Origin of the sequence: Streptomyces sp. CGMCC 4.7035, from assembly GCF_031583065.1 — a bacterium.
GTDB lineage: Bacteria > Actinomycetota > Actinomycetes > Streptomycetales > Streptomycetaceae > Streptomyces > Streptomyces yaanensis.
This window is the reverse complement of the sequence record NZ_CP134053.1, coordinates 1,278,165-1,304,003: the sequence shown is the minus strand read 5'-3', so window position 1 is coordinate 1,304,003 and position 25,839 is coordinate 1,278,165. Positions and strand designations below refer to the sequence as shown.

Here is a 25,839-nt window from a genome sequence, read left to right as displayed (position 1 = left end):
CCCCGTCAATGGCGCCGGGGGCCCTTCGCGTACCACCGCTCACTTCGTCTTCAGCGACTCCGCCATCTTCGTCAGCTGCGCGAACGACGCCGTGCCGGTCACCACGGTCGTGGAGCCCTTGTCCTTGAGCACGAGCGCGTCGTAGCGGCCGCCGGTGTAGCGCCGCCAGGTCTGTCCGCCGATGTCCTGCGTGACCTTGGTCTCCTGGGCGCCCTGGCTGGCCTCGTCGATGAACGTGGTCGCCTTCTGAGACGACTGCTCGATCGCCACGTACTCACCCCTGGGGTCCTGGAAGCCGAGGTGCCAGGCGTCGAACTTGTCGCCCTCGAAGCGCACCGAGGTGGCCTTCCAGGTGTCGGGCAGGCCTTCGGGTGCCGCCACCGGGTAGGTTGCCGAACGGCGCGCCGTGAGCAGCTCGACGCGGTAGTCCACCCGCTTGAGGTCGGGAGCGCGGTCGTCGTGCGGGATGAAGACGTAGATGACGCCCGCCATCAGCCCGATCAGGCCCAGGGAGAGGATCATGTCCCGGACCGTCTTCTGCTTGCCTTTCGTACCTGCCACGCCCCTATCGTCGCAGGTGCAGGGGTCTGCTCATCCGTGGGGCCCCCTGCTCATTTTGTCTGCCCGACGATAGAGTCGTGGGAACACCCTCATCCGGCCGTCGTCGTATCAGAAAGGTGCGCTCCGATGACCGAGAATCATCATCACTTGCCGTCCGAGCTCGAAGTTCCTTCCGAGGCTCCCGACCGCAACCTCGCCCTCGAACTCGTCCGGGTCACCGAAGCCGCCGCGATGGCCGCGGGCCGCTGGGTCGGCCGCGGGGACAAGAACGGCGCCGACGGCGCGGCGGTACGCGCCATGCGGACCCTCGTCTCCACCGTGTCGATGAACGGCGTCGTCGTCATCGGCGAAGGGGAGAAGGACGAGGCCCCGATGCTCTTCAACGGGGAGCAGGTCGGCGACGGGACCGGCGCGGAGTGCGACATCGCCGTGGACCCGATCGACGGCACCACGCTCACCGCGAAGGGCATGCCGAACGCGATCGCGGTGCTGGCCGCCGCCGACCGGGGCACGATGTTCGACCCGTCCGCCGTCTTCTACATGGACAAGCTGGTCACCGGCCCCGAGGCCGCCGACTTCGTCGACATCGACGCGCCCGTGTCGGTGAACATCCGCCGGGTCGCCAAGGCCAAGCGGTCCACGCCCGAGGACGTCACCGTCGTCATCCTCGACCGGCCGCGCCACGAGGGCCTCATCCAGGAGGTCCGGGAGACCGGCGCGCGCATCAAACTGATCTCGGACGGCGATGTCGCCGGCTCGATCCTGGCGCTGCGCGAGGGCACCGGCATCGACCTGCTGCTCGGCATCGGCGGTACGCCCGAGGGCATCATCTCCGCCTGCGCCGTGAAGTGTCTGGGCGGCACGATTCAGGGCAAGCTGTGGCCCAAGGACGACGAGGAGCGGCAGCGGGCCCTCGACGCGGGCCACGACCTCGACCGGGTGCTGACCACGGACGACCTGGTCTCCGGCGAGAACGTCTTCTTCGTCGCCACCGGCATCACGGACGGCGAGCTGCTGCGCGGGGTGCGCTACCGCTCCGAGACCGCCACGACCGACTCGATCGTCATGCGCTCGAAGTCCGGCACGGTCCGCCGGATCGACTCCGTGCACCGGCTGAGCAAGCTGCGCGCGTACAGCGCGATCGACTTCGACCGCGCAAAGTAATCAGGGCTCGGCTCGACGGGCACGCCTGGGGCGCCCTCTGTGCGGAGAGGGCGCCCTTCCCGCGTACTCCCTGGCGGTCCGTGCGCCTGCTTCAGCCCGCCGCGGCTATCGCCCCCCGCGCGGCCTTCTTGAGCTCCATCTCCCTGCGGCGGCGCCGGGCCAGCACCACACGGCGCTCGGCGGCGGTGAGGCCGCCCCAGACGCCGTACGGCTCGGGCTGCAGTAGCGCGTGTTCCCGGCACTCGACCATCACCGGGCAGCGCGCACACACCCGCTTGGCCGCCTCCTCGCGGGAGAGCCGGGCCGCGGTGGGTTCCTTGGAGGGCGCGAAGAACAGGCCGGCCTCGTCGCGCCGGCACACCGCCTCCGTGTGCCACGGGGCGTCCTGGTCCCTGTCGCGCACTGGCACCCGCTGCTGCGGAACGTCAGCGACCTGCAAGGACGAATGCGGCGGTTGCAGCACGGTCTACTCCTGACGACGGCTTCGCGAGCGAGAGACGATGCAGCAAGGCCTACCCGCTGTGCGCGCGCCTATGCACTGAGTTCCGAACCGCTGGAATTCCAGGGGCTGTTCATGCCGTAGGGACGGGAGGGGTTCGCTTCGGACGCGACCGGATTCACAAGCGTCAACGGTCCAGGTGTTTGCGCAAAGCCTTGTCCACCTTGCCCGACACGCGGTCCGACACGCGATCGAGGATGTCCGCGACCAGCTTGCCGCGCTTGGGCTTTGCCTCGACACTCCCGAGTACGGCCAGTCCGTCCACGTAGATGACGGGCGCGTCCTGCTCGACCGAATCCAGCGGGCTGACCTCGAAGTTGCCGAGCACGCCGCCGCCGGTGCCGCGCAGCGAGACGTTCTCCGGGACGCGGATGGTCACGTCGCCGAAGACCGAGATCGCCTTGATCACGACCTGCTGGTACTCGAATATCGCCTCGCTCAGGTCGATCAGGACGCTGCCGAAGATCGCGTACGCGTGCATACGGCGGCCGGGGCGCCAGCGGCCTTTGCGCACGGCGCTGCTGCAGACCGCCACCACGTTCTCGTCGGGCTGGATGGGTGTCGAACCCGGGGTGGGCCGGCTGGGCGCCGGTGTGTACGTCGGCGGGATGCGGCGCGCGTGGCCCGCGGGCAGGTCTCGGACGAACCGCTCCAGCTCGCCGACCGTCTTGGCGCCGAGCACACCCTCGACGCGCTCGGCATGCTCCTCCGCGGTGAGGCGGCCCTCGGCCAGGGCCTCGCGCAGGATGTCGGTGATGCGGTCGCGGTCGGCGTCGGAGCAGCGCAGCTCGGCCGGGGGCACGGGCTGACGGTCCGTCGGGGCGGGGCTCTTGTGAAGGTCCACGCCAGCAGCGTACCGAAACGCGATAGATCGCGACTACCCTTCGGACCGGCCTGTGGAAAACCTGTCCGCCCTCAACCCTTCCATGCGCCACGGCCGGTACACCCCGTCGAACTGAGCCTTACCTCACAGCCTCACCGCCGACGCCAGGTTCTACGCTGGTGGGCGCTGCCAACGGAGGCCAGCCACGAGGCGAACCGAGCCTTGGAATGCTGCCTGTCTAGTGAGGAATGGGCGAGATGCCTGAGTTCGCGTACACCGATCTGCTCCCCATGGGAGAGGACACCACCCCCTATCGGCTGGTGACCTCCGAGGGTGTCTCCACCTTCGAGGCCGACGGGCGAACGTTCCTCAGGGTCGAGCCGGAGGCGCTGCGCAAGCTGGCCGAGGAGGCCATCCACGACATCCAGCACTACCTGCGACCGGCCCACCTGGCCCAGCTGCGGCGCATCATCGACGACCCGGAGGCGTCCGCGAACGACAAGTTCGTGGCGCTGGACCTGCTGAAGAACGCGAACATCGCGGCGGCGGGCGTGCTCCCCATGTGCCAGGACACCGGCACCGCGATCGTGATGGGCAAGCGCGGGCAGAACGTCCTCACCGAAGGTGAGGACGAGAAGGCTCTCTCCCGCGGCATCTTCGACGCGTACACCAAGCTGAACCTGCGGTACTCGCAGATGGCTCCGCTCACCATGTGGGAGGAGAAGAACACCGGCTCGAACCTGCCGGCGCAGATCGAGCTGTACGCGACGGACGGCGGCGCCTACAAGTTCCTGTTCATGGCGAAGGGCGGCGGCTCCGCCAACAAGTCCTTCCTGTACCAGGAGACGAAGGCCGTCCTGAACGAGGCCTCCATGATGAAGTTCCTGGAGGAGAAGATCCGCTCGCTGGGCACGGCAGCCTGCCCGCCGTACCACCTGGCGATCGTCGTCGGCGGTACGAGCGCCGAGTACGCGCTGAAGACCGCGAAGTACGCCTCCGCGCACTACCTGGACGAGCTGCCGGCCGAGGGCTCCGAGCTGGGCCACGGCTTCCGGGACAAGGAGCTGGAGGAGAAGGTCTTCGAGCTCACGCAGAAGATCGGGATCGGGGCGCAGTTCGGCGGCAAGTACTTCTGCCACGACGTCCGCGTGGTCCGCCTGCCGCGTCACGGCGCGTCCTGTCCGGTCGCCATCGCGGTCTCCTGCTCGGCGGACCGGCAGGCGGTCGCGAAGATCACGGCCGAGGGCGTGTTCCTGGAGCAGCTGGAGACGGACCCGGCGCGGTTCCTGCCGGAGACGACGGACGAGCACCTGGAGCAGGACGGAGACGTCGTGCGCATCGACCTGAACCAGCCGATGGACGACATCCTCGCCGAGCTGACCAAGTACCCGGTGAAGACGCGGCTTTCGCTGTCCGGGCCGCTGGTCGTGGCGCGCGACATCGCGCACGCCAAGATCAAGGAGCGGCTGGACGCGGGCGAGGAGATGCCGCAGTACCTGAAGGACCACCCGGTGTACTACGCGGGCCCCGCCAAGACCCCGGAGGGCTACGCGTCCGGTTCCTTCGGCCCGACCACGGCCGGCCGTATGGACTCCTACGTGGAGCAGTTCCAGGCGGCGGGCGGCTCCAAGGTGATGCTGGCGAAGGGCAACCGGAGCAAGCAGGTCACCGATGCGTGCGCCTCGCACGGCGGCTTCTACCTGGGCTCGATCGGCGGCCCCGCCGCCCGTCTCGCCCAGGACTGCATCAAGAAGGTCGAGGTCGTCGAGTACGAGGAACTCGGCATGGAGGCCGTCTGGAAGATCGAGGTCGAGGACTTCCCGGCGTTCATCGTCGTGGACGACAAGGGCAACGACTTCTTCAGCCCGCAGCAACTCTCTCAGCCGACGTTCACCAGCATCCCGGTGCGGGGACCCGGCCTGGTCTGACCCGGCAGCGACACCCGCAGAGAGCCCCTGGCGAGTTGCCGGGGCCCCGGCACCACACGGGGCCGCGTGGTGACGCTCGTCGAGAGCCCCTGGCCGTTGCCGGGGGCTCTCGGTTCTCCCAGGTCGGTCAGTACAGCCGCTTGCGGCCCCACCAGAAGACGAACGCGGTGGCGGCAGCGGTGAGGGTGAGCAGGATCGCGGTTCCGGTCCACATCGTGGGGGACAGCTGCGATGCGGGCAGGTAGTCCACCGACCAGCCGACGATGTCCTTCTGCTTGAGGCAGGCGTTGATCGCCTGTTCGTTCTCCAGGGCACAGCTGTTGCTGCTGAGGAGTTCGCCCGAGCCGGTGAGGTAGGACTGGTTCAGGTCGTAGGCGGTTTCGGGAAGCTGCGGGAACGTGCCGTCGCCGACGCCGTGACGCGTGGTGGCCGTCACCGCGTTGCCGAGCTGCGGCCAGCAAGTGGCCCAGACGAGTTCCACCGTGACGGCGAAACCGAAGGTGACCACCATGGACAGCAGCGTGCGGCGCAGGACCATGCCGATCGCCACGCCCGCGGCCGTCGTGAACAAGCCGAGTGCCACCGGCAGCGGGCCTGTGACGCTGCCCGCCAGCCAGTAGAGGACCCCGTTCTGGTCGCGGACCGGTCCCAGCCACCAGCCGAACGCGACGGAGAGCGCCGTGGTGCACACGGTGACCACGAGCGCGGCCGTCCCGAGCTTCATGGCGAGCCAGCGGCCGCGGCTCACCGCCTGCGACGTGACGAGCCTGCCGGTGCCGTGCTCCAGGTCGTTCGCGATGAGCGGGGCACCCAGGAAGACGCCCACCAGGACGGGCAGGAGGCCCAGTACGGACGAGAAGTCGGACAGCTGGGATTCGTATGTCTCGAAGCCGGCCGACCAGGTGGGCGACTTCGGGTGGGGCCAGCCGACCGAGTCGAGGTAGTCCATCATGTTCGCGCGCTGGTAGGCGAACCATGCGATGCCCGCGGCGGTGACGGTCAGCCCGGTCCAGAACGCGGCTCGGTGCTGGCGCCACACCAGCCAGGTCAGGCCGCTGAGCCTCGGGCCGCGGCGGGAGGTCCCGGTGGCCCCGGCGGGGGCGGTGGTCATGGTGCTCATGCTGCTGCCGCCGCCTTCCGGACCTGGGCGCTGGGGGTGATCAGGGGTGATGTGTCGGGGTTGCGGAGGTAGGCGAGGAGGACCTCTTCGAGGGCGGGTGCCTGGGCCCGCCAGGGGCCGGCGACGGGTCCGTCGGGGCGGGTCAGCACGGTGACCTGTCCACCGTTGACGCGGGATTCGACGACCGTGTGCCGAGCGAGGTCCTGGCGGACACCGTCACCTCTGTCGGCCCCGGTGAGCAGGGTGTGGGCCGTGAGGAGTTCGTCGACCTCGCCTGCCAGGCGAACGCCGCCCGATGCGACGACGACGAGGTAGTCGCAGGTGCTCTCCAGGTCGGCGAGCAGGTGGGAGGACAACAGCACGGTGGTGCCGTGCTCGGCGGCCTCCGCCAGCAGGAGGGACGTGAGTTCCTGGCGTACCAGCGGGTCGAGGTCGGCCATCGGCTCGTCGAGGATCAGCAGGTCGGGACGCCTGCCGAAGGCCAGGGCGAAGGCCACTCGGGTGCGCTGGCCGCCGGAGAGCGTGCCGATCCGCGCGTCGAAGGGCACATCGCCGGAATGGACGATCGCCTCGGCGGTTCCCTGGTCCCAGACGGGGTTCAGCTCCCGGCCCAGGCGCAGCATCTCGGCGACGGTGAACCGTCGGAACAGCGGCTTGTCCTGGCCGAGGAAAGCGGTGCGCCGGCCCGCCTCCTCGGATCCCGGCGTCGCGCCGAACACCCGGATGGCGCCCGTCGTCGGCTGGAGCAGGTTCACCGCCATCCCCATCAGCGTGCTCTTGCCCGCGCCGTTCGGGCCGACGAGCCCACAGACCCGCCCAGCCGGCAGCCGGAACGAGCAGTCTTTGAGGGCCCAGCCGCGCCGGTACCGCTTTCCCACGCCGTACGCCTCGATCGCGGCCTCCCCCGCGAACCCCCGATTGCCTATGGCCGTGGTCACTTGAGCTCCTTGTCCTGCGGTGCTGTTACTGCTTCCGGCGACCGCCCGGTCTCGGCGGCCGACTCGAGAATCCCGTAACTGCGGCGTGCGGCGGATCCCCCGAACATCCGGTCCGTATCCCCCGATCGGGGGAGATCGGCCACCGTTTCACGCGCTGGAGCAACGTACGTTCACGTGGGACGGTGGGATGACGGGCGGGAGGCTGCGGGCGGCGCCGGTCGTCCGGACGGCCCCCCTCCTGCCTCCGCTTCGCCCGCGCCGGTTCACGACACCAGGCCCGTCCGGAACGCCCACGCGGCCACCTCCACCCGGTTGCGGGCACCCAACTTGGCCTGCACCGAGGTGACATGGGTCTTGACCGTGCTGGGAGCGATGAACAGCTCCGCCGCGATCTCCGGATTGGTCAGACCGCGGGCGATGGCACGGACGACCTCCCTCTCCCGCTCCGTCAGCTGCTCGGCCGGCCGCGATGCCTGAGCTCGCCGCTGGCCGTGGGAGAAGTGCCGCAGCAGGCGGAGAGTGATCTGGGGGGAGACCAGCGCGTCGCCCCGCGCCGCAGCCCGCACGGCCTCGACGAGCAAGGCGGGTCCGGCGTCCTTGAGGAGGAAACCGGAAGCACCGTTCTCCAACGCCGTATAGACGTATTCGTCGAGGTCGAAGGTGGTGACCACGACCACCTTCGGCGCACCGGGCGAGCCGCCGGCCGCCAGTCTGCGGGTGATCTCCAGTCCGTCGGGGGGCGGCATCTGGATGTCCAGCAGACAGACATCGGGGCGGGTCTCACGGACCAGGGAGAGCGTGGACAGCCCGTCGGCGGCCTCGGCGACGACCTCGATGTCGGGCTCGGCCGAGAGGATCATGCGGAAGCCCGCCCGCACCAGGTACTGGTCGTCGGCCACCAGGACGCGGATCGTCACGCCGCCCCGCTTTCGTCCGCCGGCCGCGGGCTCGGCGGTCCGGCGGCCTTCCGGGCCCGGTCCGGCAGCGTGCGGTGTGCCGCCTTGGCACCTCGCAGTGGCACCGAGGCACGCACGTACCACCCGCCGCCCGGCCGGGGGCCGGCCTCCAAACGGCCGCCCAGCAGTTCGATCCGCTCGCGCATGCCGGTGATCCCGTATCCGCCGCCGAGGTTCTCCCGTGGACCGGGATCAGGGCCGTGCCCGTCGTCCTCGACGAGCAGCTCGGCGTTCCGGCCGCCGACGCGGAGCGTCACGTCCACCGAGCGGGCACCAGTGGCATAGCGTTGCGCGTTGGTCAACGCCTCCTGGACGACCCGGCCCAGGGCGCCGGCCACCTCCACCGGAACGCTGTCCGGCAATCGGCCCCCGGTGTCCAGGCGCACCGGCAGCCCCGTGGCCCGGACCTCCTCGACGATCCGGGCGACGACCTGACCGAGCGATTCCGAGTCACGTGCCGGCCCCTCGTCACGCAACGCGCCCACCAGCTGCCGCATCGACGTGAGCGCTTCCTTCCCCGCGTTCTCGATGATGCCCAGCGCCTCGGCCAGCGCCTGGGGATCGGCGGTACCGGCCTGCGCCACATGGCGGGCCGCCTGTGCCTGGACGACGATCCCGGTCATCTGATGGGCGACGGTGTCGTGCAGGTCACGCGAGAGAGCCAGCCGTTCCTCCTGCCGGAGCAACTGCGCTCCCTGGGCCCGGTGTGCCTGGACCAGACGCAGCAGCAGGCCACAGCCGACGGCGCCCACCAGCGCCAGGAGGAGCGCCCAGCCGATCGAGGATTCCGGGTCGCGGTACCAGGGCACGGCGGCGAGTGCCACAGCCGTCGCGGCTACGGCCGGCACGGCCCGGCGGGGAGGACAACTGCGCACGGCCAGCGCCACCAGCACCAGCAATCCCAGCGTCTCGGCCCAACTGTGCTCGCCGGTCACCATGTTCCGGTTCAGGTGGGGGTAGGCGGCAGAGGTCACGACACTGACGACCGCCGCCACGGCGGTCGCATCCGCGGGGCGCACTCGGCGGCTGAACACCACCGACGAGGCGAGCACCGCCGACAGCGCTCCGGAGTACACCGGCACCCAGTCACCGACGTAGGGCTCGGCGTCGGAGGGCGAGGGCACCGTGCGGTCGTAGACGTCGATGAACAACACCAGGGCGAACAGCGCGGCCAGTCCCAGAGCACCCACCCGCCGCAGCAACCGACGCTGAGTGGTCTTTGGGCCGGTGATCATCGATATGTGCACGGCGTCACCGTACCGGCGGGGCTCCGCGTGGCAAGAATCACCGGCGAGGTACCCGAGCGGCCCAAACCCCGGAACATCCCCACGGTCCTCGTCGCTATAACCGGCATGAGCGAATACCGGATCGAGCACGACTCCATGGGTGAGGTACGGGTCCCCGCCGACGCTAAGTGGCGCGCCCAGACCCAGCGTGCCGTCGAGAACTTCCCCATCTCGGGCCAGCGCATCGAGCGGGCCCACATCGAGGCGCTGGCGCGGATCAAGGGGGCCGCGGCGAAGGTGAACGCCGAGCTCGGGGTGCTGGACAAGGACGTCGCCGAGGCGATCCAGGAGGCCGCCCGTGAGGTCGCCGAGGGCAAGTGGGACGAGCACTTCCCGGTCGACGTGTTCCAGACGGGATCCGGGACGTCGTCCAACATGAACACCAACGAGGTCATCGCCACGCTCGCCGGCGAGCGGCTCGGCAGGGGCGTGCACCCCAACGACCACGTGAACGCGTCTCAGTCGTCCAACGACGTCTTCCCGTCCTCCCTTCACATCGCCGCGACCGCCGCCGTCACCCGCGATCTCATCCCGGCCCTTGAGCACCTCGCCGGTTCCCTGGAGCGCAAGGCCGAGGAGTTCGCGGACGTCGTGAAGTCCGGGCGGACCCATCTGATGGACGCGACCCCGGTGACCCTGGGGCAGGAGTTCGGCGGATACGCCGCCCAGGTGCGGTACGGCGTCGAGCGGCTGCACGCCTCGCTGCCGCGGCTCGCCGAGCTGCCGCTGGGCGGTACCGCGGTCGGCACCGGGATCAACACCCCGCCCGGTTTCTCCGCCGCCGTCATCGCCGAGGTCGCCCGGGTCACCGGACTGCCGCTGACGGAGGCCCGCGACCACTTCGAGGCGCAGGGCGCCAGGGACGGGATCGTCGAGGCCAGCGGGCAGCTCAGGACCATCGCCGTCGGGTTGACCAAGATCTCCAATGATCTGCGGTGGATGTCCTCCGGTCCCCGGACCGGGCTCGCCGAGATCTCCCTTCCCGACCTCCAGCCCGGCTCCTCGATCATGCCCGGCAAGGTCAATCCCGTCATCCCCGAGGCCGTCCTCATGGTCGCCGCCCAGGTCATCGGGAACGACGCGACCATCGCCACCGCCGGAGCCTCCGGCAACTTCGAGCTCAATGTCATGCTGCCGGTCATCGCCAAGAACGTTCTCGAGTCCATTCGGCTGCTCGCCAACGTGTCCCGGCTGCTGGCCGACCGCACCGTCGACGGCATCGTCGCCCACCGCGAACGCGCCCGTGAGTACGCCGAGTCGTCGCCCTCCGTCGTCACCCCGCTCAACAAGTACATCGGGTACGAGGAGGCCGCCAAGGTCGCCAAGAAGGCGCTCGCCGAGCGCAAGACGATCCGTCAGGTCGTGCTGGAGTCCGGGTACGTGGAGCGTGGCGACCTCACTTCGGAGCAGCTCGACGAGGCGCTGGATGTCCTGCGGATGACGCATCCGTAACGTCTCGCGTCACGACACCCGCACGGGACGCGAACCGTGACGCCCGCCGCAGCGTCGTATGCCTGGGGCACCTAATATCTGTCCATGGCAGACGGTGGAGCGGTGAGACGAGTGGAAGCGGGCGGGTCGACGGCGCACTGGGCACCGGGGGAGCAGATCCTCTGGCGGTACCGGGAGAACGCCGGGGAGCGCTTCCACATCGCACGTCCCGTGACCGTCGTGCGCGACGACTCCGACCTGCTCGCCGTGTGGATGGCGCCGGGCACCCGGTGCGTCAAACCCGTGCTCGTCGACGGCACTCCGCTGCACGCCGAGCCGCTGCGGTCCCGGTACACCAAGCCGCGGACCGTGCAGCTCGACCGCTGGTTCGGCACCGGCGTGCTCAAGCTGGCGCGACCGGGCGAGCCCTGGTCGGTGTGGTTGTTCTGGGAATCGGGCTGGCGGTTCAAGAACTGGTACGTCAACCTGGAGGCGCCGCTGGCCCGCTGGGCCGGCGGGGTCGACTCCGAAGACCACTTCCTGGACATCTGCGTCTACCCCGACCGCAGTTGGGGCTGGCGCGACGAGGACGAGTTCGCGCAGGCCCAGCGGGACGGCCTGATGGACGACCGGCTCGCCGACCGGGTACGGGAGGCGGGGCGCTCGGCTGTGGAGGTGATCCGCGCCTGGGGCCCGCCGTTCTCGGACGGCTGGCAGCACTGGCGCCCTGATCCGTCCTGGTCGGTGCCGCCTCTGCCGGAGGACTGGGACCGTACGCCTGCGTACGTGACCTCATGAGACCCTTGTTGCGCCCCCGCGGTACAACCGTAGGATCGTCCTCCGCAAGGGCATGAAGCAGCAACTCCCGCAGTGTGTGCTGAGCTTGACCAAACGTCACCGAGGGGCGGCAGGGCGTGAGCGAGGGGTACGAGGGCCACACCGGGACGGCACCCGGACGGCCGGCCGGTGGATCATGGACTGACCACGCGGGAATTCCGTTCCTGGGGCACGTATTCCGGGTATCGAGTTTTCTGCGGGACGAACTGCACGCACGGCGCGCAGCCCCGGACGGATGGATTCGACAGGCGTGACGGAGCACCCGACCTCCCACGAGCGCCCCCAGGCGGGCGTCGGCCCCGCGGACCCCCGCGGGGCGCTCCTGCGTACCCCGGACCCGCTGTCCGCCCCGCCGGCCGCGGCGTTACCTTCTCAGACCCGGCCGGGCGACGCGCCCGCCGCGCCTGCGCCCTCCGCCCAGCACGGACCGTCCGGCAGCCAGGGCGGCACGCCCACCCCGCTGCCCGCGAACGGCGGCTCCGAGCACTCCCAGCCGGCCGCCGACGAGCCGGACGCGCATCGGCCGCGCCCGGCTCCCGAGGGCATTCCGGCCCAGCAGGGCACCGATCAGGACCGTCCCGCCGCCCTGCCCGGCGGCAAGGACCGGCGCACCGGCCAGACGCTGCCGCACGGACCCATGCCCATGCGGCGCGACGGGGACCGGCTGCGGTTCGTGGGCGCCGCGACCCGGCGGATCGCCCGTGGCATAGACCTCGACGAGATCGTCATGGGGCTGTGCCGGGCCACCGTGCCGACCTTCTCGGACGCGATCCTCGTCTATCTGCGCGATCCGCTGCCGGTGGGCGATGAGCGGCCCACCGGGCCCCTGGTGCTGCGGCTGCGGCGCACCGATCGGATACCGCAGGAGCGGGACCTGGAGGACGGGATCCTGCCGGTGCCGGTGCCGGAGAACTCGGGCTTCGCGGCGCTGAGCAACGAGCTGTGCGAGGTGCGGCCCGGCGGTGCGCTCGCCGAGGTGCTGCGCGGGGTGCGTCCCGTGTTCGCGGACGCGCCCGCCGCCCGCGCCGCGCTGCCCGAGCTGCTCGGCGACGATCTCGCGGTGCCCACGGGCCAGCGCGCGATCCTCGCGCCGCTGCGCGGCCGCCGCCGGGTCATCGGCGCCGCGCTGTTCCTGCGCCGCCCCGAGCGCATGGCGTTCGAGGCGGACGACCTGCTGGTCGCCGCCCAGCTCGCCACGCACAGCGCGCTCGGCATCGACAAGGCGGTGCTGTACGGCCGTGAGGCGTACATCGCCGACGAGTTGCAGCGGACGATGCTGCCCGAGACCCTGCCGAACCCGACGGGTGTGCGGCTGGCGTCCCGCTATCTGCCGGCCGCCGAGACCGCGCGCGTCGGCGGCGACTGGTACGACGCCATTCCGCTGCCGGGCAGCCGGGTGGCGCTGGTCGTGGGTGACGTCATGGGGCACTCCATGACGTCCGCGGCGATCATGGGGCAGTTGCGTACGACGGCCCAGACGCTCGCCGGGCTCGACCTGCCGCCGCAGGAGGTGCTGCACCACCTCGACGAGCAGGCCCAGCGGCTCGGCACCGACCGCATGGCGACCTGCCTGTACGCGGTGTACGACCCGGTCTCGCACCGGATCACCATCGCCAACGCCGGCCATCCGCCGCCGGTCCTGCTGCACCTGGGCGGCCGGGCCGAGGTGCTGCGGGTGCCGGCGGGCGCTCCCATCGGTGTGGGCGGAGTGGACTTCGAGGCGGTCGAACTGGACGCGCCCGCCGGGGCCACGCTCCTGCTCTACACCGACGGTCTCGTCGAGTCCCGGCTGCGGGACGTGTGGACCGGCATAGAGCAGCTGCGGGAGAAGCTCGCCGCGACGGCCCAGCTCACCGGCGCCGACCATCCGCCGCCGCTGGAGGCGCTGTGCGACGAGGTGCTCGACATGCTCGGTCCCGGCGACCGCGACGACGACATCGCGCTGCTCGCCGCCCGCTTCGACGGGATCGCGCCGAGCGATGTCGCGTACTGGTTCCTGGAGCCGGAGGACGCGGCTCCGAGCCGGGCTCGGCGACTGGCCCGGCGGGCGCTCGCCCGCTGGGGTATGGAAGAGCTGACGGACTCGGTGGAGCTGCTGGTCAGTGAGGTCGTGACGAACGCCGTGCGCTATGCCTCACGGCCGGTCACGCTGCGGCTGCTGCGCACCGACGTGCTGCGCTGTGAGGTGGGCGACGACGTGCCCCAGCTGCCGCGCCTGCGGCAGGCGCGGCACACGGACGAGGGCGGCCGGGGACTGTACCTGGTCAACCGGCTCGCCCGGCGCTGGGGCGCGACCCGGCTGAGCACGGGGAAGGTGGTCTGGTTCGAGCTGAACCGGGGCTGAGGCCCGGCTCGGCCCGGAACCGTACCGCCAACAAAGCGAAGGGCGCCCGGTGGTCGATCCACCGGGCGCCCTGCTGCTGTTGCGGCTGGGTCGCGCGGACTGAGCGGGTTCTTCGTCGACGGCGAGGCCGGAGGCGTGGTCTTCGTCGACGGCGATGTCCGAGGCGGTCATCATCGGCGGCACGGACGTCGGAGGGCGCCCGGTGTCGGTCCACCGGGCGCCCTCGCGCTACTGCTGGTCGTTCGGATTGAGCGGGTTCTTCGGTGTGTTCGACGGCGACGCCGGAGGCGAAACCGGAGCTGTCGTCACGGGCGCGGACGTCGTCGGCGGAGGCGTGATCGACGGCGATGCCGGAGGCGTGGTCGTCTTCGGCGGCGGGGACGTCGTCGCCTCGTTGCTCGGAGTCGAGGACGGCGAGCTGGACGCCGACTGCGAGACTGTCGCCGACACGCTCGGCTTGACCGCCGCGCCCTGCGTGGTGTCCAGATCGAACTTGGTGACCTTGCCCATCACGCCGAAGGTGTACGCGGCCCAGATCTGCGCCGGGTAGCCGCCACCGTTGATGCGGCCGGGGGACCGGATGAGACCGGTGGCACCCGTCAGGGTGACCTGCTTGTGCGGCGGCTTCGCGCCCTCGCCGAACAGGCCGACCGAGGTGACCAGGTTCGGCGTGTAGCCGGTGAACCAGGCCGACTTGTTGCCGTCGGACGTACCCGTCTTGCCGGCGACCTGCTGGCCGTCGCGGTCGGGGTTGTTCGCCACCGACTGCTTGGCCGTACCGTCGTCGACCACGCCGGTCAGGACCGAGGTCACCGTGTCGGCGGCCTCCTTGGTGATGACCTGGGCGCCGATCGGGTTCGGCAGGGTGACCGGATGGTCCTTGTGCTCGGCCGACTTGAGGATCGCCGGGGTGACCTTCTTGCCGTGGTTGTCGAGGGTCGCGTAGACACCGGCCATCTCCAGCGGGCTGGCGCCCATGGTGCCGAGGGTCTGGGCGGGCACGGCCTGCAGGCCCTCGGTGTCCATGCCGAGGGACTTCGCGACCTTCAGCACGTTCTCCATGCCGACGTCGACGCCCATCTGCGCGAAGACCGAGTTGACGGACTTGTTCATCGCCGTCTGGACGGTGATGTCGCCGTAGCTGACCTCGTCCTCGTTGGGCGGGGCGAATCCGATCGAGCTGCCCTCGACCGGGCGGCGGTTCTTGCCGCTGTAGATCGTGTTGGCGTCGATCGCCCGGCCGTCCTGCGTCTTGGCCTCCTGGTCCATGGCGGCCGCGAGGATCAGCGGCTTAAAGGTGGAGGCGGGCTGGTAGTCACGGCGTGTCGCGTTGTTGATGTAGTGCTTGAAGTAGTCCACGCCGCCGTACAGGGCGAGCACCCGGCCCGTCTTCGGGTCGACGGATGCGGCACCTGCCTGGACGTCACCGTCGACCGAGCGCTTCTTGGCGTTCAGCTTGCTGGTCAGCTGGTCCTTGACGGCCTGCTCCAGCTGGGCCTGCTTCTTCTTGTCGATGTTGACCGTGATGGTCCAGCCGCCCTTCGTCACCAGCGCCTCGGCGTCACCGATCGAGGAGGCGGTGCCCTGGGCGACGAGCTGCTTGTACAGCGCCTTGTTGGCCGCGTCGATCAGGTAGCCGGTCTGTCCCTGCATGCCGGGGGCCGCCTTGGGCGCCTTCGGCTTCGGGAACGTCATGGCCTGGCGCTTGCTCGCGTCCAGCCATTTCATCCCGACCATGTTGTCCAGGACGTAGTTCCAGCGGTTCTGCACCAGCTTCCTGCCGGTGTCGGTGGCGATCGCCCAGTCGTACTGGTTCGGCGCCTGGAGCAGCGCGGCCAGGTAGGCGCCCTCCGGGACCGTGAGGTCCTTGGCGTCCTTGCGGTAGTACGCCTGCGCCGCGGCCTGGATGCCGTAGGCGCCACGACCGTAGTAGCTGGTGTTGATGTAGCCCGCGAGGATGTAGTCCTTGGACTTCTTGCGGTCCAGCTTCAGCGAGATGACCAGTTCCTTCAGCTTGCGCGTGACGGTCTGGTTCTGGGTCAGGTAGTAGTTCTTGACGTACTGCTGGGTGATCGTCGAACCGCCCTGCGCGCCCTTGCCGGAAAGGGTGTTGAGGATGCCTCGGGCCGTGCCCCTCAGATCGATGCCGTTGTCGTCGTAGAACGTCTTGTTCTCGGCGGCGACGAAGGTGCGCCGGACGCCCTCGGGGACCTCGGCGAGGTCGACGTTCTCACGGTTGAGCCTGCCGCTGCGGGCGAGGATCGAGCCGTCGCTGTACTTGTAGATGTTGCTCTGTACCTGGGCGTCGGCGTTCGCGCTCGGGATGGGGGTCATCACGTACAGCACGACGAACGCGCCCATGACCAGCAGCACCATGCCGAACAGCGTGCCGACGATCTTCTTCCAGGTGAAGAGCCTGCGTATCCAGCTCTTCTCGCTCTTGCCCTTCTTACCGCCCTTGGCGGCCCTGCCGCGCGCCGCGGCGCGGCCGCCGACCGGCGCGGAGCCGACTGACGCCGAGCCGGCCGGTGCGGATCCGGCCGCTCCGGACGAGCGCTTGGGCGCCGCGCGGCGGCCACCGCGCTGCCGCGCTCGTCTCTCTTCCGCTCGTCCCATGGGTCGATCCGCTCCGCTTCCTTCTCGTGGGTCGCACAGGTTCGTGGCACAGGTCAGCTCAGAAAGCTAACACCGCGCGGTATGACAAAGGGCCGCCGATCCCGCCTTCTGCGGACGTGACAATCAGCACCCACCCCATCGGAACCGACGATCGAGAGGCTTGGATGGTTGTCAAGATGGGTAATGTGATATCACTTGGATAGACCGAAGCTATGGCATGAAACGGGGGGTATCACCCATGTCGACACATGACACTTCCGCCGCCGCCGACATACCTCGGATGCCGAGCGCGCGTGTACGGGAGTTCCCGGCGCACAGCATCGGCGGCGGGCTCGCGCTGCTGCTCGGGCTGGCCGGGCTGGCGCTGGGCGTCTGCCTGATCGCCGGCGGCGCGACGGTCACCGCGTCCGGGACCAAGGCCGCGCTGATCGTCGCCGGCGTCCTGATCGGCGTCTCGGCGTTCACCGCGATGTGCGGCCTGAACACGGTGGCACCGGGCGAGGCCCGGGTCGTCCAGCTCTTCGGGCGCTATCGCGGCACGATCCGGCAGGACGGGCTGCGCTGGGTGAACCCCTTCACCTCGCGCACCAAGATCTCGACCCGGGTCCGCAACCACGAGACCCCTGTCCTCAAGGTCAACGACGCGTACGGCAACCCGATCGAACTGGCCGCGGTGGTGGTCTGGAAGGTCGAGGACACCGCGCAGGCCACCTTCGAGGTGGACGACTTCCTGGAGTTCGTCGCCACGCAGACCGAGGCGGCCGTGCGGCACATCGCCATCGAGTACCCGTACGACGCCCACGACGAGGGCGGGCTCTCGCTGCGCGGCAACGCCGAGGAAATCACCGAGAAGCTCGCCGCCGAGCTGCACGCGCGCGTGGAGGCAGCCGGGGTACAGATCATCGAGTCGCGTTTCACGCACCTCGCGTACGCCCCGGAGATCGCCTCGGCGATGCTCCAGCGGCAGCAGGCCGGCGCGGTGGTCGCCGCGCGGCGGCAGATCGTGGACGGCGCGGTAGGGATGGTCGAGGCGGCGCTCGCCCGGATCGCCGAGAGGGACATCGTGGAGCTGGACGAGGAACGGAAGGCGGCGATGGTGTCGAACCTGATGGTGGTGCTGTGCGGGGACCGGGCGCCGCAGCCGGTACTGAACACGGGGTCCCTGTACCAGTGACGATTCCTCCGGAGGAGACGCCGAGGAGGCGGCCGCAGCAGCGCAAGCAGGTGCTGCTGCGGCTCGACCCGTTGGTGTACGAGGCGCTCGCACGGTGGGCCGGGGACGAGCTGCGTTCGGCCAACGCGCAGATCGAGTTCCTGTTGCGGCGGGCGCTGGCGGAGGCCGGCCGCCTGCCCGGCGGGACCAAGCCGATTCCCCGCCGGGGGCGGCCGCCGGGTTCCGGCAAGCCCGAGCCCGAGGCCTAGGCCGCACCCGACCCACAGCAGCGAATCCGTATAGCAGAACCGTGACAAACGGCTCTCACCTGCGGAAACACGCCCTCCATCAAGGGTTATACACACCATGTATACGTGCTGCGTATACGCCCTGTGTACAGTGCTCCCATGTCCATCGGTCACACCCTCCTGGGACTCCTGGAGTCCGGCCCCCGTCACGGTTACGACCTGAAGCGGGCCTTCGACGAGAAGTTCGGTCATGACCGGCCGCTGCACTACGGCCAGGTCTACTCGACGATGTCGCGGCTGCTGAAGAACGGGCTCGTCGAAGTCGACGCGGTCGAGGCGGGCGACGGGCCCGAGCGGAAGCGGTACGCCATCACCGAGGCCGGGATCACCGACGTACAGCGGTGGCTCGCGACCCCGGAGAAGCCCGAGCCGTATCTCCAGTCGACCCTCTACACCAAGGTCGTCCTCGCGCTTCTCACGCACCGCAACGCGGCCGAAATCCTCGACACGCAGCGGTCCGAGCACCTGCGCATGATGCGGATCCTTACCGACCGCAAGCGCAAGGGTGACCTGGCCGACCAGCTGATCTGCGACCACGCCCTCTTCCATCTCGAGGCCGATCTGCGCTGGCTGGAGCTGACCGCCGCGCGCCTCGACAAGCTCTCCGAGGTAGTAGCCCGATGACCAACCCTCCTGCCGGTTCCTTGCTCGCCGCCAGCGAGTTGCGCAAGGTGTACGGGCCGACCACCGCGCTCGACGGCGCCGAGTTCTCCATCCACCCGGGCGAGGTCGTCGCCGTGATGGGGCCCTCCGGCTCCGGCAAGTCGACCCTGCTGCACTGCCTCGCCGGGATCGTGACGCCCGACTCGGGCTCGATCATGTACAACGGCCGCGAGATGGCGACCATGAACGACACTCAGCGCAGCGCGCTCAGGCGCTCCGAGTTCGGGTTCGTCTTCCAGTTCGGCCAGCTCGTACCCGAACTGACCTGCGTCGAGAACGTCGCTCTGCCGCTGCGGCTGAATGGCACCCCGCGCAAGGAGGCCGAGCGGACCGCACTGTCGTGGATGCAGCGGCTGGAGGTCGACAACCTCGGGAAGAAGCGGCCCGGCGAGGTCTCCGGCGGCCAGGGACAGCGCGTCGCCGTCGCCCGCGCCCTCGTCACCAACCCCCGCGTACTGTTCGCGGACGAACCCACCGGCGCCCTCGACTCCCTCAACGGCGAACGCGTGATGGAACTGCTCACCGAGGCCGCCCGCTCCACCAACGCCGCCGTCGTACTCGTCACCCACGAAGCCCGGGTGGCCGCGTACTCCGACCGCGAGATCGTCGTACGCGACGGCAAGTCCCGCGACATGGAGCGCGCCATATGAACGCGCGCCAGTGGACCAGGGACCTGGGCATGGGCACCAAGTTCGCCGTCACCGGCGGCCGCGAGGGCTTGGTCCGGGTCCTGTTGACGGCCGTCGGGGTCGGGCTCGGGGTGGCGCTGCTGCTGCTCACCACCGCGCTGCCGAGCGCGCTCCAAGCACGGGACGATCGCGGAGCGGCCCGCGACGACTTCACGTACTCCGGGGAGACCGCGCCGAAAAAGGCCGCCGCCGACACGCTCATCATCGGGCGCAGAGACTCGACGTACCGCAATCGGGAGGTACGCGGCCGGCTGCTGGAGCCTGAGGGCGCGAAGGCGCCGCTGCCCCCGGGAGTCGCGAAGTTCCCCGAGCCGGGTGACATGGTCGTCTCGCCCGCGCTGGACAAGCTGCTGAAGTCGGATTCCGGCAAGCTGCTGCGCGAGCGCCTGCCTTACCGCATCACCGGCACCATCGGTCGGTCCGGGCTGGTCGGCCCCACCGAACTCGCCTACTACGCCGGCGCCGACGGTCTCGAGAAGCGGCTGTCCGGAGGCGTGGCCGAGCGCATCAACTACTTCGGGCCCTCCCAGCAGAACCAGGACGACAAACTGGACCCGGTCCTGCTCCTGCTCGTCTTCATCGTCTTCATCGTGCTGCTGATGCCGGTCGGCGTGTTCATCGCGGCTGCCGTGCGCTTCGGCGGCGAGCGCCGGGACCGCCGGCTCGCGGCGCTGCGCCTGGTCGGCGCGGACGGGCGGATGACCCGGCGGATCGCGGCGGGCGAGGCGCTCGCCGGGTCGCTGCTGGGGCTGGTCTTCGGCACCGGCTTCTTCCTGGTGGGTCGTCAGCTGGCGGGCATGCTCGAAGTGCGCGACGTCAGCGTGTGGCCCGGCGACCTCAATCCGTCGCCCGCCCTCGCCCTGCTCGTCGCCGTCGCCGTGCCGGCCGCGGCCGTCCTCGTGACGCTGCTCGCACTGCGCGGAGTCGTCATCGAACCGCTCGGCGTGGTCCGCACGGTCAAGCCCCCGCGGCGTCGGCTGTGGTGGCGGCTGCTGCTGCCGGTGGCCGGCCTGGGGCTGCTGTACCCGATGATCGGACAGGGCAACCACAACGGCGACTTCAGCAAGTGGATGGTGATCGGCGGCACGGTGCTGGTGCTCGTCGGCGTCACCGCCCTGCTGCCGTGGATCGTCGAGGCCGTGGTGGCCCGGATGAACTCCGGCTCGGTCTCCTGGCAATTGGCCATCCGCAGGTTGCAGGTGAGCAGCGGCGCGGCGGCCCGTCTGGTCAACGGCATCGCCGTCGCGGTGGCAGGAGCGATCGCCCTGCAAATGCTGTTCGCGGGGATCGAGAGCGAATACACCAAGGACACGGGGAACGACGTCGGCCGGGCCCAGATGCTCGTCGAACTGCATGGTGACATGCCCCTGAAGGAGCTTGGCCGGCAGTTCACACAGACCAAGGGCGTTCGCAGTGCGGCGGTCGTCTCGACCACCACTGTCGGGGACCGGGCGAAGAATCCGGAAGACAGTCTGGCGGTGGCCGTCGGCAGCTGCGCGGAACTGCGCGAGGTGGCGACACTGAAGTCCTGCCGGAACGGCGAGATCTACCGCATCGTCGGCGGTTCGTACGACGACGAAACCAAGAAGATCGCCCAGGCCGGCCGCACGCTGTACTTCGCCCCGGCGTACGACGGCAACCAGCCTCCCGGGGCGGCCTGGAAGGTGCCCGCCGGACTGAAGACCGCGGGGCCCCGCGAGGACCCCATCGGTAACGCCCGGGACGGACTCCTCATCACCTCGGGCGCACTGCCCGCGGCCGCGAAAGCGGGCCTCGAGCACAAGGTTTTCGTCAGCCTCGACCCGTCGGTCACGGACGCCCGCGAGCATGCGCGCAACACCGCCGCCCGGGTCGACCCGCTGTCGTACGATTTCACGTTGGCGGCCAGTGATCAGTCCCCGCAGTTCCGGTCCATCCGCACCGGACTCTTCGTCGGCGCCACCTGCGTGCTGGTCCTCATCGGTGCGAGCCTGCTCGTCTCCCAGCTGGAGCAGCTGCGAGAGCGCCAGAAGCTGCTGTCCGCCCTGGTGGCCTTCGGCACCCGGCGCCGCACGCTGACCCTGTCGGTGCTGTGGCAGACGGCGATCCCCATCGCGCTCGGCCTCGCCCTGGCCTCGACTATCGGTCTGACACTGGGCGCGGTGCTGCTGAAGATGACCAACCTGGCGGTGACCGTCGACTGGTGGAGCGTGCTGAGCATGACCGGCATCGGTGCCGCGGTCGTGCTGGTGGTGACCCTGCTCAGCCTGCCGCCCCTGCTCAGGCTGATGCGGCCGGACGGACTGCGCACGGAGTAGCCTACGACCGCTCTCGCGGGCCCCTCCCCCTGACGGGGAGGGGCCCGCGCGCGTTCACAGGCTGTACTCCTTCACCACCCGGCGGACCTGGGCGAAGAGCATGCCGACGTTCACCGACTTGCGGCAGACGACCACGGCGACGACGTCCTGCTGCTCGTTCATGCGCACGAACAGATGGGTGAGGTTCTCGCTGTTGACGAGGATCTCCTGGAAAAGGTGGTTGTCACTGGTGCTCCCCCGGCGCTCCTTGAACACGTCCTCGATCATCACGACCGTGCGGCCCTGGAACAGGTCGAGGGTCGCTCCCGCGAGCAGGTCGAGGACCTCGGGCGGGTGGTTGTCCACGGTCTCGTACGACAGCAGCATCCCCGTCGACATGTCGACCACGCCTGAGGCGACGCAGTCGGGGGCATCGGTACGGAGGGACTTGACCAGGCCCATCACCTGATCGGAGAAACCCGGAGTCATACGCTTCGTCGCCATCCCTTCACACTCCCTCGGCTGCCTTCTCGGTGAGGATCGACCCGATGCGGTCGAGGGTCGGCCGGGTCGCCCGGTGCAGGCGGTCCACGTCCATTCCCTCGTCGCCGAGCACGACCATCAGGGCGGTGTCGCCGACGGCGTAGAACGCGGCGCAGCCGTGGCTGCCGTACGCGACCGTGCCGCGCAGCGCACCGCGGGCGGTGGCCTCGGTGGTGCGCCGGGCGAGACCGAGGCCGGCCGCGGCGAGCGCGGCGAGCCCCTCGGGGTCGATACCGCTCGCCGTGTCGGCCGCGATGAGCAGTCCGTCGGCCGCCGCGACCGCCGTGTCGGTAATTCCGGTCACCTGCTCGCGCAGGCCGCGCATTTCGAGTGCCAGCGCTTTGTGATCCATGTACTCAACTCCCCTATGACTGATCGCAGTCGTATGTGATTCGCATGTGTCCGTCCTTGTCATTTCGCGGTTCCGCTCCGCAGCCGGAAGAACCCTTTCCAACTCGCCCCGTTCTTGTCGGAGGCGAGCGTTTCGGTGATGCCGCTGGCGCCGGGGCGGCGCCGGGGGAGGGCGGGGCCCGGGCCCGGGGGTGGAGGCGGGGGCGGGGGCGGGGGCGGCGATGAGGTGGCCGGGGCGCCCGCACCCGCTGCTCGGGCCACCGCCGGCTCCGCCGCCGGGGGCGTCCGGGGGCGCAGTCCTTCCGGCGGCATACGGACCGGTATCCGCACCGGCGGCGCGACCGACTCGACGCACTCCAGGTATCCCGCGCCCAACAGACGGGCCATCTCCACCGTGACCGTGTAGACCGCGCGCCCGGTACGGAAGGCGATGTCCCGGGCGGTGCGTCGACCGTCGGCATGGATGAGCAAGTCACGTTGCACCTCGCCCAGTTGAGTGAGGTCGACCTCGATGGCGGGCAGCGGACGCTCGCGGTCCGGTCGTACCGGATGCGACAGGACGTCGAGCGCGGCCAGCTTGCGCGCCACCTGGTGCAGCAGCCGCGCCGGCACCTCGCCGACGGCGAGCGCGTCGGGCGGGTCGACGGGGTCGTCGAGCGGCTCGCAGCCGTCCACGTGCCCGGCGACGATCGCGAAGGCCGCGTCCTGCATCGCCATCACCCGGACGACCCGCATTCCGGCCACCCCGGCGCCGGACCGACCGGAACGCATGAGCAGCGTTCCCGGGCCCGGGGCGCCGGGGCTCGCGACGGCGACCACGAGACCGTCGCGCAGATGGACGACTCCCCCGGGCCGGCCTGACACCCGCAGCCCGCCGTCGCCCTTTTCACGCGCGTACCGCGTCACCGCCTGCGACAGCAGGTCGTATCCGGCCCGCCCAAGGGAAACCCGTATGCCCGCCACAACTCCCCTTGGAATGTCGCACACATGCCTGACGCGTCACGCTGAGGGAGTAGGTGTATCAGCGTCGGCGCAAATTCCAGCGAAATTCGCACTACCTGACGGAAGTTGAGATTTCTCGCCGTTCCCGGGACGTCATCGGACACCTGAGTGACCGAGTATGTGTGCGCTGATGCCCGGACTTTCTCAGACGTCGGGCCCCAACACCCGTACGGGCAAGGGCCGGAGCGCTTCGCGGAGCGCCTCGGCCAGCTCCTCGTACTCGGCGCCCCGCGCCGCACCCGCGCGCATGGCGAGTGCGACGCGGCGGGTCGGGGCCGGGTCGGCGAAGCAGCCGGTGAGGAGCTGGTTGCTGCGGGTGGTCTCCACCTTGAGGGCGGTGCGCGGCAGCAGGGTGACACCGAGACCGCCGGCGACGAGCTGGACGAGGGTGGACAGTCCCGCGGCGGTGGTCGTCACCGGCGCGTCCTTGCGACCCGCTTCCCGGCAGATGTCGAGGGCCTGGTCGCGCAGGCAGTGCCCTTCGTCCAGGAGCAGCAGGTTCAGCTCGCGCAGGGCCTCGCGGGGGATGCCCTCGCGCCCTCCGAGCCCGTGGTCGAGCGGGGTGACGAGCACGAAGTCCTCGTCGAAGAGGGGAAGTTCGACGACGCCGGCCACACCGAGGGGGACGGCGAGCAGAAGGAGGTCGAGACGGCCGCTGGTCAGTCCGTCGAGCAGGTTGGCGGTCTGCTCCTCGTGGACCTGGAGGTCCAGGTGCGGATAGCGGTCGTGGACGAGCCTGAGGACCGTGGGCAGGAGGTACGGCGCGACGGTCGGGATCACCCCGAGCCGCAGGACTCCGGTGAAGGGGGCCCGGACGGCCTCCGCCTCCTCCATGAGCGCGCCGACCTCCTCCAGCACCGCCTTGGCCCGTACGGCGAGGCGCTCACCGGCGGGCGAGAGGAGCACCTTGCGGGTGGTGCGCTCCAGCAGGGTGACGCCGAGGACCTCCTCCAGGGCGGAGACGGCGCCCGACAGCGCGGGCTGACTCATGCCGATCGCGGCGGCGGCGTCCCGGAAGTGGAGGTGCTCGGCGACGGCCGCGAAGGCACGCAGCTGGGCGAGACTGGGCTGCCGGCGCCCGTTGGACTTGGCCCCAGCCATGACATTCCCCTTACTGGTAGTCACTGATAGTCGTCACCGATCAACTCGACCGAGTGTAGCTATTTCCCGAATCAATGCACCCTGTGCCAGGATCCTGATTGTCCAACCCATGAGAAACACCTTGCATGCAAGGTGCTTCTGTGCTGCAAGGAGAGCGCGTGCTCACTGTCGGTGACAAGTTCCCCGAGTTCGAACTGACGGCCTGTGTCTCGCTGGAGAAGGGCAAGGAGTTCGCGAAGATCAACCACAAGACCTACGAGGGTTGGAAAGTGATCTTCGCGTGGCCCAAGGACTTCACCTTCGTCTGCCCGACCGAGATCGCGGCCTTCGGCAAGCTGAACGACGAGTTCGCCGACCGTGACGCCCAGATCCTCGGCTTCTCCGGTGACTCGGAGTTCGTGCACCACGCCTGGCGCAAGGACCACGACGACCTGCGCGACCTGCCGTTCCCGATGATGGCCGACTCCAAGCACGAGCTGATGCGCGACCTGGGCATCGAGGACGAGGAGGGCTTCGCCAAGCGTGCCGTCTTCGTCGTCGACCAGAACAACGAGATCCAGTTCTCGATGGTGACCGCGGGTTCCGTCGGCCGTAACCCGAAGGAGGTCCTGCGGGTCCTGGACGCCCTGCAGACCGACGAGCTCTGCCCCTGCAACTGGACCAAGGGCGACGAGACCCTCGACCCGGTCAAGCTGCTGGCCGGTGAGTGAGCGATGTCCCTCGACTCCCTCAAGTCCGCCCTGCCGGACTACGCCAAGGACCTGAAGCTCAACCTGGGCTCGGTCATCGGCAACTCCGACCTCCCGGCGCAGCAGCTGTGGGGCACGGTGCTGGCCACGGCGATCGCGTCGCGCTCGGCGATCGTGCTGCGTGAGCTGGCGCCTGAGGCGAAGGCGAACCTCACGCCGGAGGCGTACACCGCGGCGAAGTCCGCGGCCGCCGTCATGGCGATGAACAACGTCTTCTACCGCACGCGCCATCTGCTCTCGGACCACGAGTACGGCACCCTGCGCGCGGGTCTGCGGATGAACGTCATCGGCAACCCCGGGGTCGACAAGGTCGACTTCGAGCTGTGGTCGTTCGCGGTGTCGGCGATCAACGGCTGCGGGATGTGCCTGGACTCGCACGAGCAGGTGCTGCGGAAGGCCGGGGTGGACCGTGAGGTCGTCCAGGAGGCCTTCAAGATCGCGTCGGTGATCCAGGCGGTGGGTGTGACCCTGGACGCGGAAGCGGTGCTCTCCGAGTAAGTG

24 protein-coding genes are annotated in these 25,839 nt (G+C 69.8%); 12 read left to right on the top strand and 12 right to left on the bottom strand.

Annotation, left to right across the window (positions count from 1 at the left end; genetic code table 11):
* Nucleotides 1-39: 39 nt before the first annotated feature.
* On the bottom strand, nt 40-561 hold the full coding sequence (locus Q2K21_RS05295) for a DUF4245 domain-containing protein (protein WP_310765924.1): 522 nt from the start codon (nt 559-561) through the stop codon (nt 40-42).
* A 126-nt stretch (nt 562-687) separates the two neighbouring features.
* Between Q2K21_RS05295 and glpX the strand changes: the two genes are divergently transcribed.
* A complete protein-coding gene (gene glpX, locus Q2K21_RS05290; protein WP_310765922.1) occupies nt 688-1,725 on the top strand; it encodes a class II fructose-bisphosphatase in 1,038 nt (345 codons plus the stop codon).
* A 91-nt stretch (nt 1,726-1,816) separates the two neighbouring features.
* Here the strand turns inward: glpX and Q2K21_RS05285 are convergent, their stop codons facing one another.
* Together Q2K21_RS05285 and Q2K21_RS05280 are read right to left on the bottom strand one after the other, a co-directional pair.
* Nucleotides 1,817-2,188, bottom strand: coding sequence for a WhiB family transcriptional regulator (locus Q2K21_RS05285; RefSeq protein ID WP_310765920.1), 372 nt, complete (start codon nt 2,186-2,188; stop codon nt 1,817-1,819).
* Nucleotides 2,189-2,351: 163 nt separating this feature from the next.
* Entirely contained in the window at nt 2,352-3,068 is a 717-nt protein-coding gene (locus tag Q2K21_RS05280) for a DUF1707 SHOCT-like domain-containing protein (RefSeq protein WP_310765918.1), read from the bottom strand.
* Nucleotides 3,069-3,304: 236 nt separating this feature from the next.
* Here Q2K21_RS05280 and Q2K21_RS05275 point away from each other — a divergent pair, with 236 nt between their 5' ends.
* Complete coding sequence (locus Q2K21_RS05275) at nt 3,305-4,975, top strand: fumarate hydratase (RefSeq protein ID WP_310765915.1); 1,671 nt, start codon at nt 3,305-3,307, stop codon at nt 4,973-4,975.
* A 127-nt stretch (nt 4,976-5,102) separates the two neighbouring features.
* On the opposite strand, the gene Q2K21_RS05270 is transcribed toward Q2K21_RS05275, so the two are convergent.
* The 4 genes from Q2K21_RS05270 to Q2K21_RS05255 all read right to left on the bottom strand — a co-directional run bounded on the left by Q2K21_RS05270 (nt 5,103) and on the right by Q2K21_RS05255 (nt 9,236).
* Nucleotides 5,103-6,086 carry an ABC transporter permease gene (locus Q2K21_RS05270; RefSeq protein WP_310765913.1) on the bottom strand — a complete coding sequence of 328 codons (984 nt, stop codon included), beginning with the start codon at nt 6,084-6,086 and terminating at the stop codon, nt 5,103-5,105.
* A 5-nt stretch (nt 6,087-6,091) separates the two neighbouring features.
* Nucleotides 6,092-7,033 carry an ABC transporter ATP-binding protein gene (locus Q2K21_RS05265; RefSeq protein WP_310765911.1) on the bottom strand — a complete coding sequence of 314 codons (942 nt, stop codon included), beginning with the start codon at nt 7,031-7,033 and terminating at the stop codon, nt 6,092-6,094.
* Between the two features lie 263 nt (nt 7,034-7,296).
* Nucleotides 7,297-7,950: a response regulator transcription factor gene (locus tag Q2K21_RS05260; protein WP_310765909.1), complete on the bottom strand. Its 654-nt coding sequence runs from the start codon at nt 7,948-7,950 to the stop codon at nt 7,297-7,299.
* On the bottom strand, nt 7,947-9,236 hold the full coding sequence (locus Q2K21_RS05255; RefSeq protein ID WP_310765907.1) for a sensor histidine kinase: 1,290 nt from the start codon (nt 9,234-9,236) through the stop codon (nt 7,947-7,949). The genes Q2K21_RS05260 and Q2K21_RS05255 overlap by 4 nt, the downstream gene beginning before the upstream one ends.
* 105 nt (nt 9,237-9,341) lie before the next feature.
* On the opposite strand from Q2K21_RS05255, the gene Q2K21_RS05250 reads away from it, so the two are divergent.
* The 3 genes from Q2K21_RS05250 (at nt 9,342) to Q2K21_RS05240 (ending at nt 13,887) form a co-directional block, all read left to right on the top strand.
* Nucleotides 9,342-10,727, top strand: a complete 1,386-nt coding sequence (locus Q2K21_RS05250; protein ID WP_310765905.1) for a class II fumarate hydratase — start codon at nt 9,342-9,344, stop codon at nt 10,725-10,727.
* Between the two features lie 84 nt (nt 10,728-10,811).
* Nucleotides 10,812-11,504 carry a cytidylyl-2-hydroxypropylphosphonate hydrolase gene (fomD, locus tag Q2K21_RS05245; RefSeq protein WP_310765903.1) on the top strand — a complete coding sequence of 231 codons (693 nt, stop codon included), beginning with the start codon at nt 10,812-10,814 and terminating at the stop codon, nt 11,502-11,504.
* Between the two features lie 274 nt (nt 11,505-11,778).
* Complete coding sequence (locus Q2K21_RS05240; RefSeq protein ID WP_310765901.1) at nt 11,779-13,887, top strand: SpoIIE family protein phosphatase; 2,109 nt, start codon at nt 11,779-11,781, stop codon at nt 13,885-13,887.
* A 228-nt stretch (nt 13,888-14,115) separates the two neighbouring features.
* Here Q2K21_RS05240 and Q2K21_RS05235 read toward each other — a convergent pair whose 3' ends face one another.
* A complete protein-coding gene (locus tag Q2K21_RS05235; RefSeq protein WP_310765899.1) occupies nt 14,116-16,503 on the bottom strand; it encodes a transglycosylase domain-containing protein in 2,388 nt (795 codons plus the stop codon).
* 238 nt (nt 16,504-16,741) lie between these two features.
* Here Q2K21_RS05235 and Q2K21_RS05230 point away from each other — a divergent pair, with 238 nt between their 5' ends.
* The 5 genes from Q2K21_RS05230 (at nt 16,742) to Q2K21_RS05210 (ending at nt 21,613) form a co-directional block, all read left to right on the top strand.
* Complete coding sequence (locus tag Q2K21_RS05230) at nt 16,742-17,677, top strand: SPFH domain-containing protein (RefSeq protein ID WP_310765897.1); 936 nt, start codon at nt 16,742-16,744, stop codon at nt 17,675-17,677.
* The gene (locus tag Q2K21_RS05225; RefSeq protein WP_310765895.1) at nt 17,674-17,925 is read left to right on the top strand and encodes a type II toxin-antitoxin system antitoxin; all 252 of its coding nucleotides are present in this window, start codon (nt 17,674-17,676) and stop codon (nt 17,923-17,925) included. The genes Q2K21_RS05230 and Q2K21_RS05225 overlap by 4 nt, the downstream gene beginning before the upstream one ends.
* Before the next feature lie 138 nt (nt 17,926-18,063).
* Nucleotides 18,064-18,588, top strand: a complete 525-nt coding sequence (locus Q2K21_RS05220; RefSeq protein WP_310765893.1) for a PadR family transcriptional regulator — start codon at nt 18,064-18,066, stop codon at nt 18,586-18,588.
* Nucleotides 18,585-19,277, top strand: a complete 693-nt coding sequence (locus Q2K21_RS05215; protein ID WP_310765891.1) for an ABC transporter ATP-binding protein — start codon at nt 18,585-18,587, stop codon at nt 19,275-19,277. Before Q2K21_RS05220 ends, Q2K21_RS05215 begins: the two co-directional genes overlap by 4 nt.
* Nucleotides 19,274-21,613 (top strand): FtsX-like permease family protein, encoded by a 2,340-nt coding sequence (locus tag Q2K21_RS05210; RefSeq protein WP_310765889.1) that lies wholly within the window; start codon nt 19,274-19,276, stop codon nt 21,611-21,613. Before Q2K21_RS05215 ends, Q2K21_RS05210 begins: the two co-directional genes overlap by 4 nt.
* Nucleotides 21,614-21,667: 54 nt before the next feature.
* Here Q2K21_RS05210 and Q2K21_RS05205 read toward each other — a convergent pair whose 3' ends face one another.
* From Q2K21_RS05205 to Q2K21_RS05190, 4 genes are all read right to left on the bottom strand, one after another.
* The gene (locus Q2K21_RS05205; RefSeq protein ID WP_310765887.1) at nt 21,668-22,096 is read right to left on the bottom strand and encodes a hypothetical protein; all 429 of its coding nucleotides are present in this window, start codon (nt 22,094-22,096) and stop codon (nt 21,668-21,670) included.
* 4 nt (nt 22,097-22,100) lie between these two features.
* Nucleotides 22,101-22,487 (bottom strand): roadblock/LC7 domain-containing protein, encoded by a 387-nt coding sequence (locus tag Q2K21_RS05200; protein WP_310765885.1) that lies wholly within the window; start codon nt 22,485-22,487, stop codon nt 22,101-22,103.
* Between the two features lie 59 nt (nt 22,488-22,546).
* The gene (locus Q2K21_RS05195; protein ID WP_310765883.1) at nt 22,547-23,449 is read right to left on the bottom strand and encodes a MarR family transcriptional regulator; all 903 of its coding nucleotides are present in this window, start codon (nt 23,447-23,449) and stop codon (nt 22,547-22,549) included.
* Nucleotides 23,450-23,632: 183 nt separating this feature from the next.
* Nucleotides 23,633-24,589: a LysR substrate-binding domain-containing protein gene (locus tag Q2K21_RS05190; protein ID WP_310765881.1), complete on the bottom strand. Its 957-nt coding sequence runs from the start codon at nt 24,587-24,589 to the stop codon at nt 23,633-23,635.
* Between the two features lie 158 nt (nt 24,590-24,747).
* On the opposite strand from Q2K21_RS05190, the gene Q2K21_RS05185 reads away from it, so the two are divergent.
* Both Q2K21_RS05185 and Q2K21_RS05180 read left to right on the top strand, forming a co-directional pair.
* Nucleotides 24,748-25,299 (top strand): peroxiredoxin, encoded by a 552-nt coding sequence (locus tag Q2K21_RS05185; RefSeq protein WP_310765879.1) that lies wholly within the window; start codon nt 24,748-24,750, stop codon nt 25,297-25,299.
* 3 nt (nt 25,300-25,302) lie between these two features.
* A complete protein-coding gene (locus Q2K21_RS05180) occupies nt 25,303-25,836 on the top strand; it encodes an alkyl hydroperoxide reductase (RefSeq protein ID WP_310765877.1) in 534 nt (177 codons plus the stop codon).
* Nucleotides 25,837-25,839: the final 3 nt, after the last annotated feature.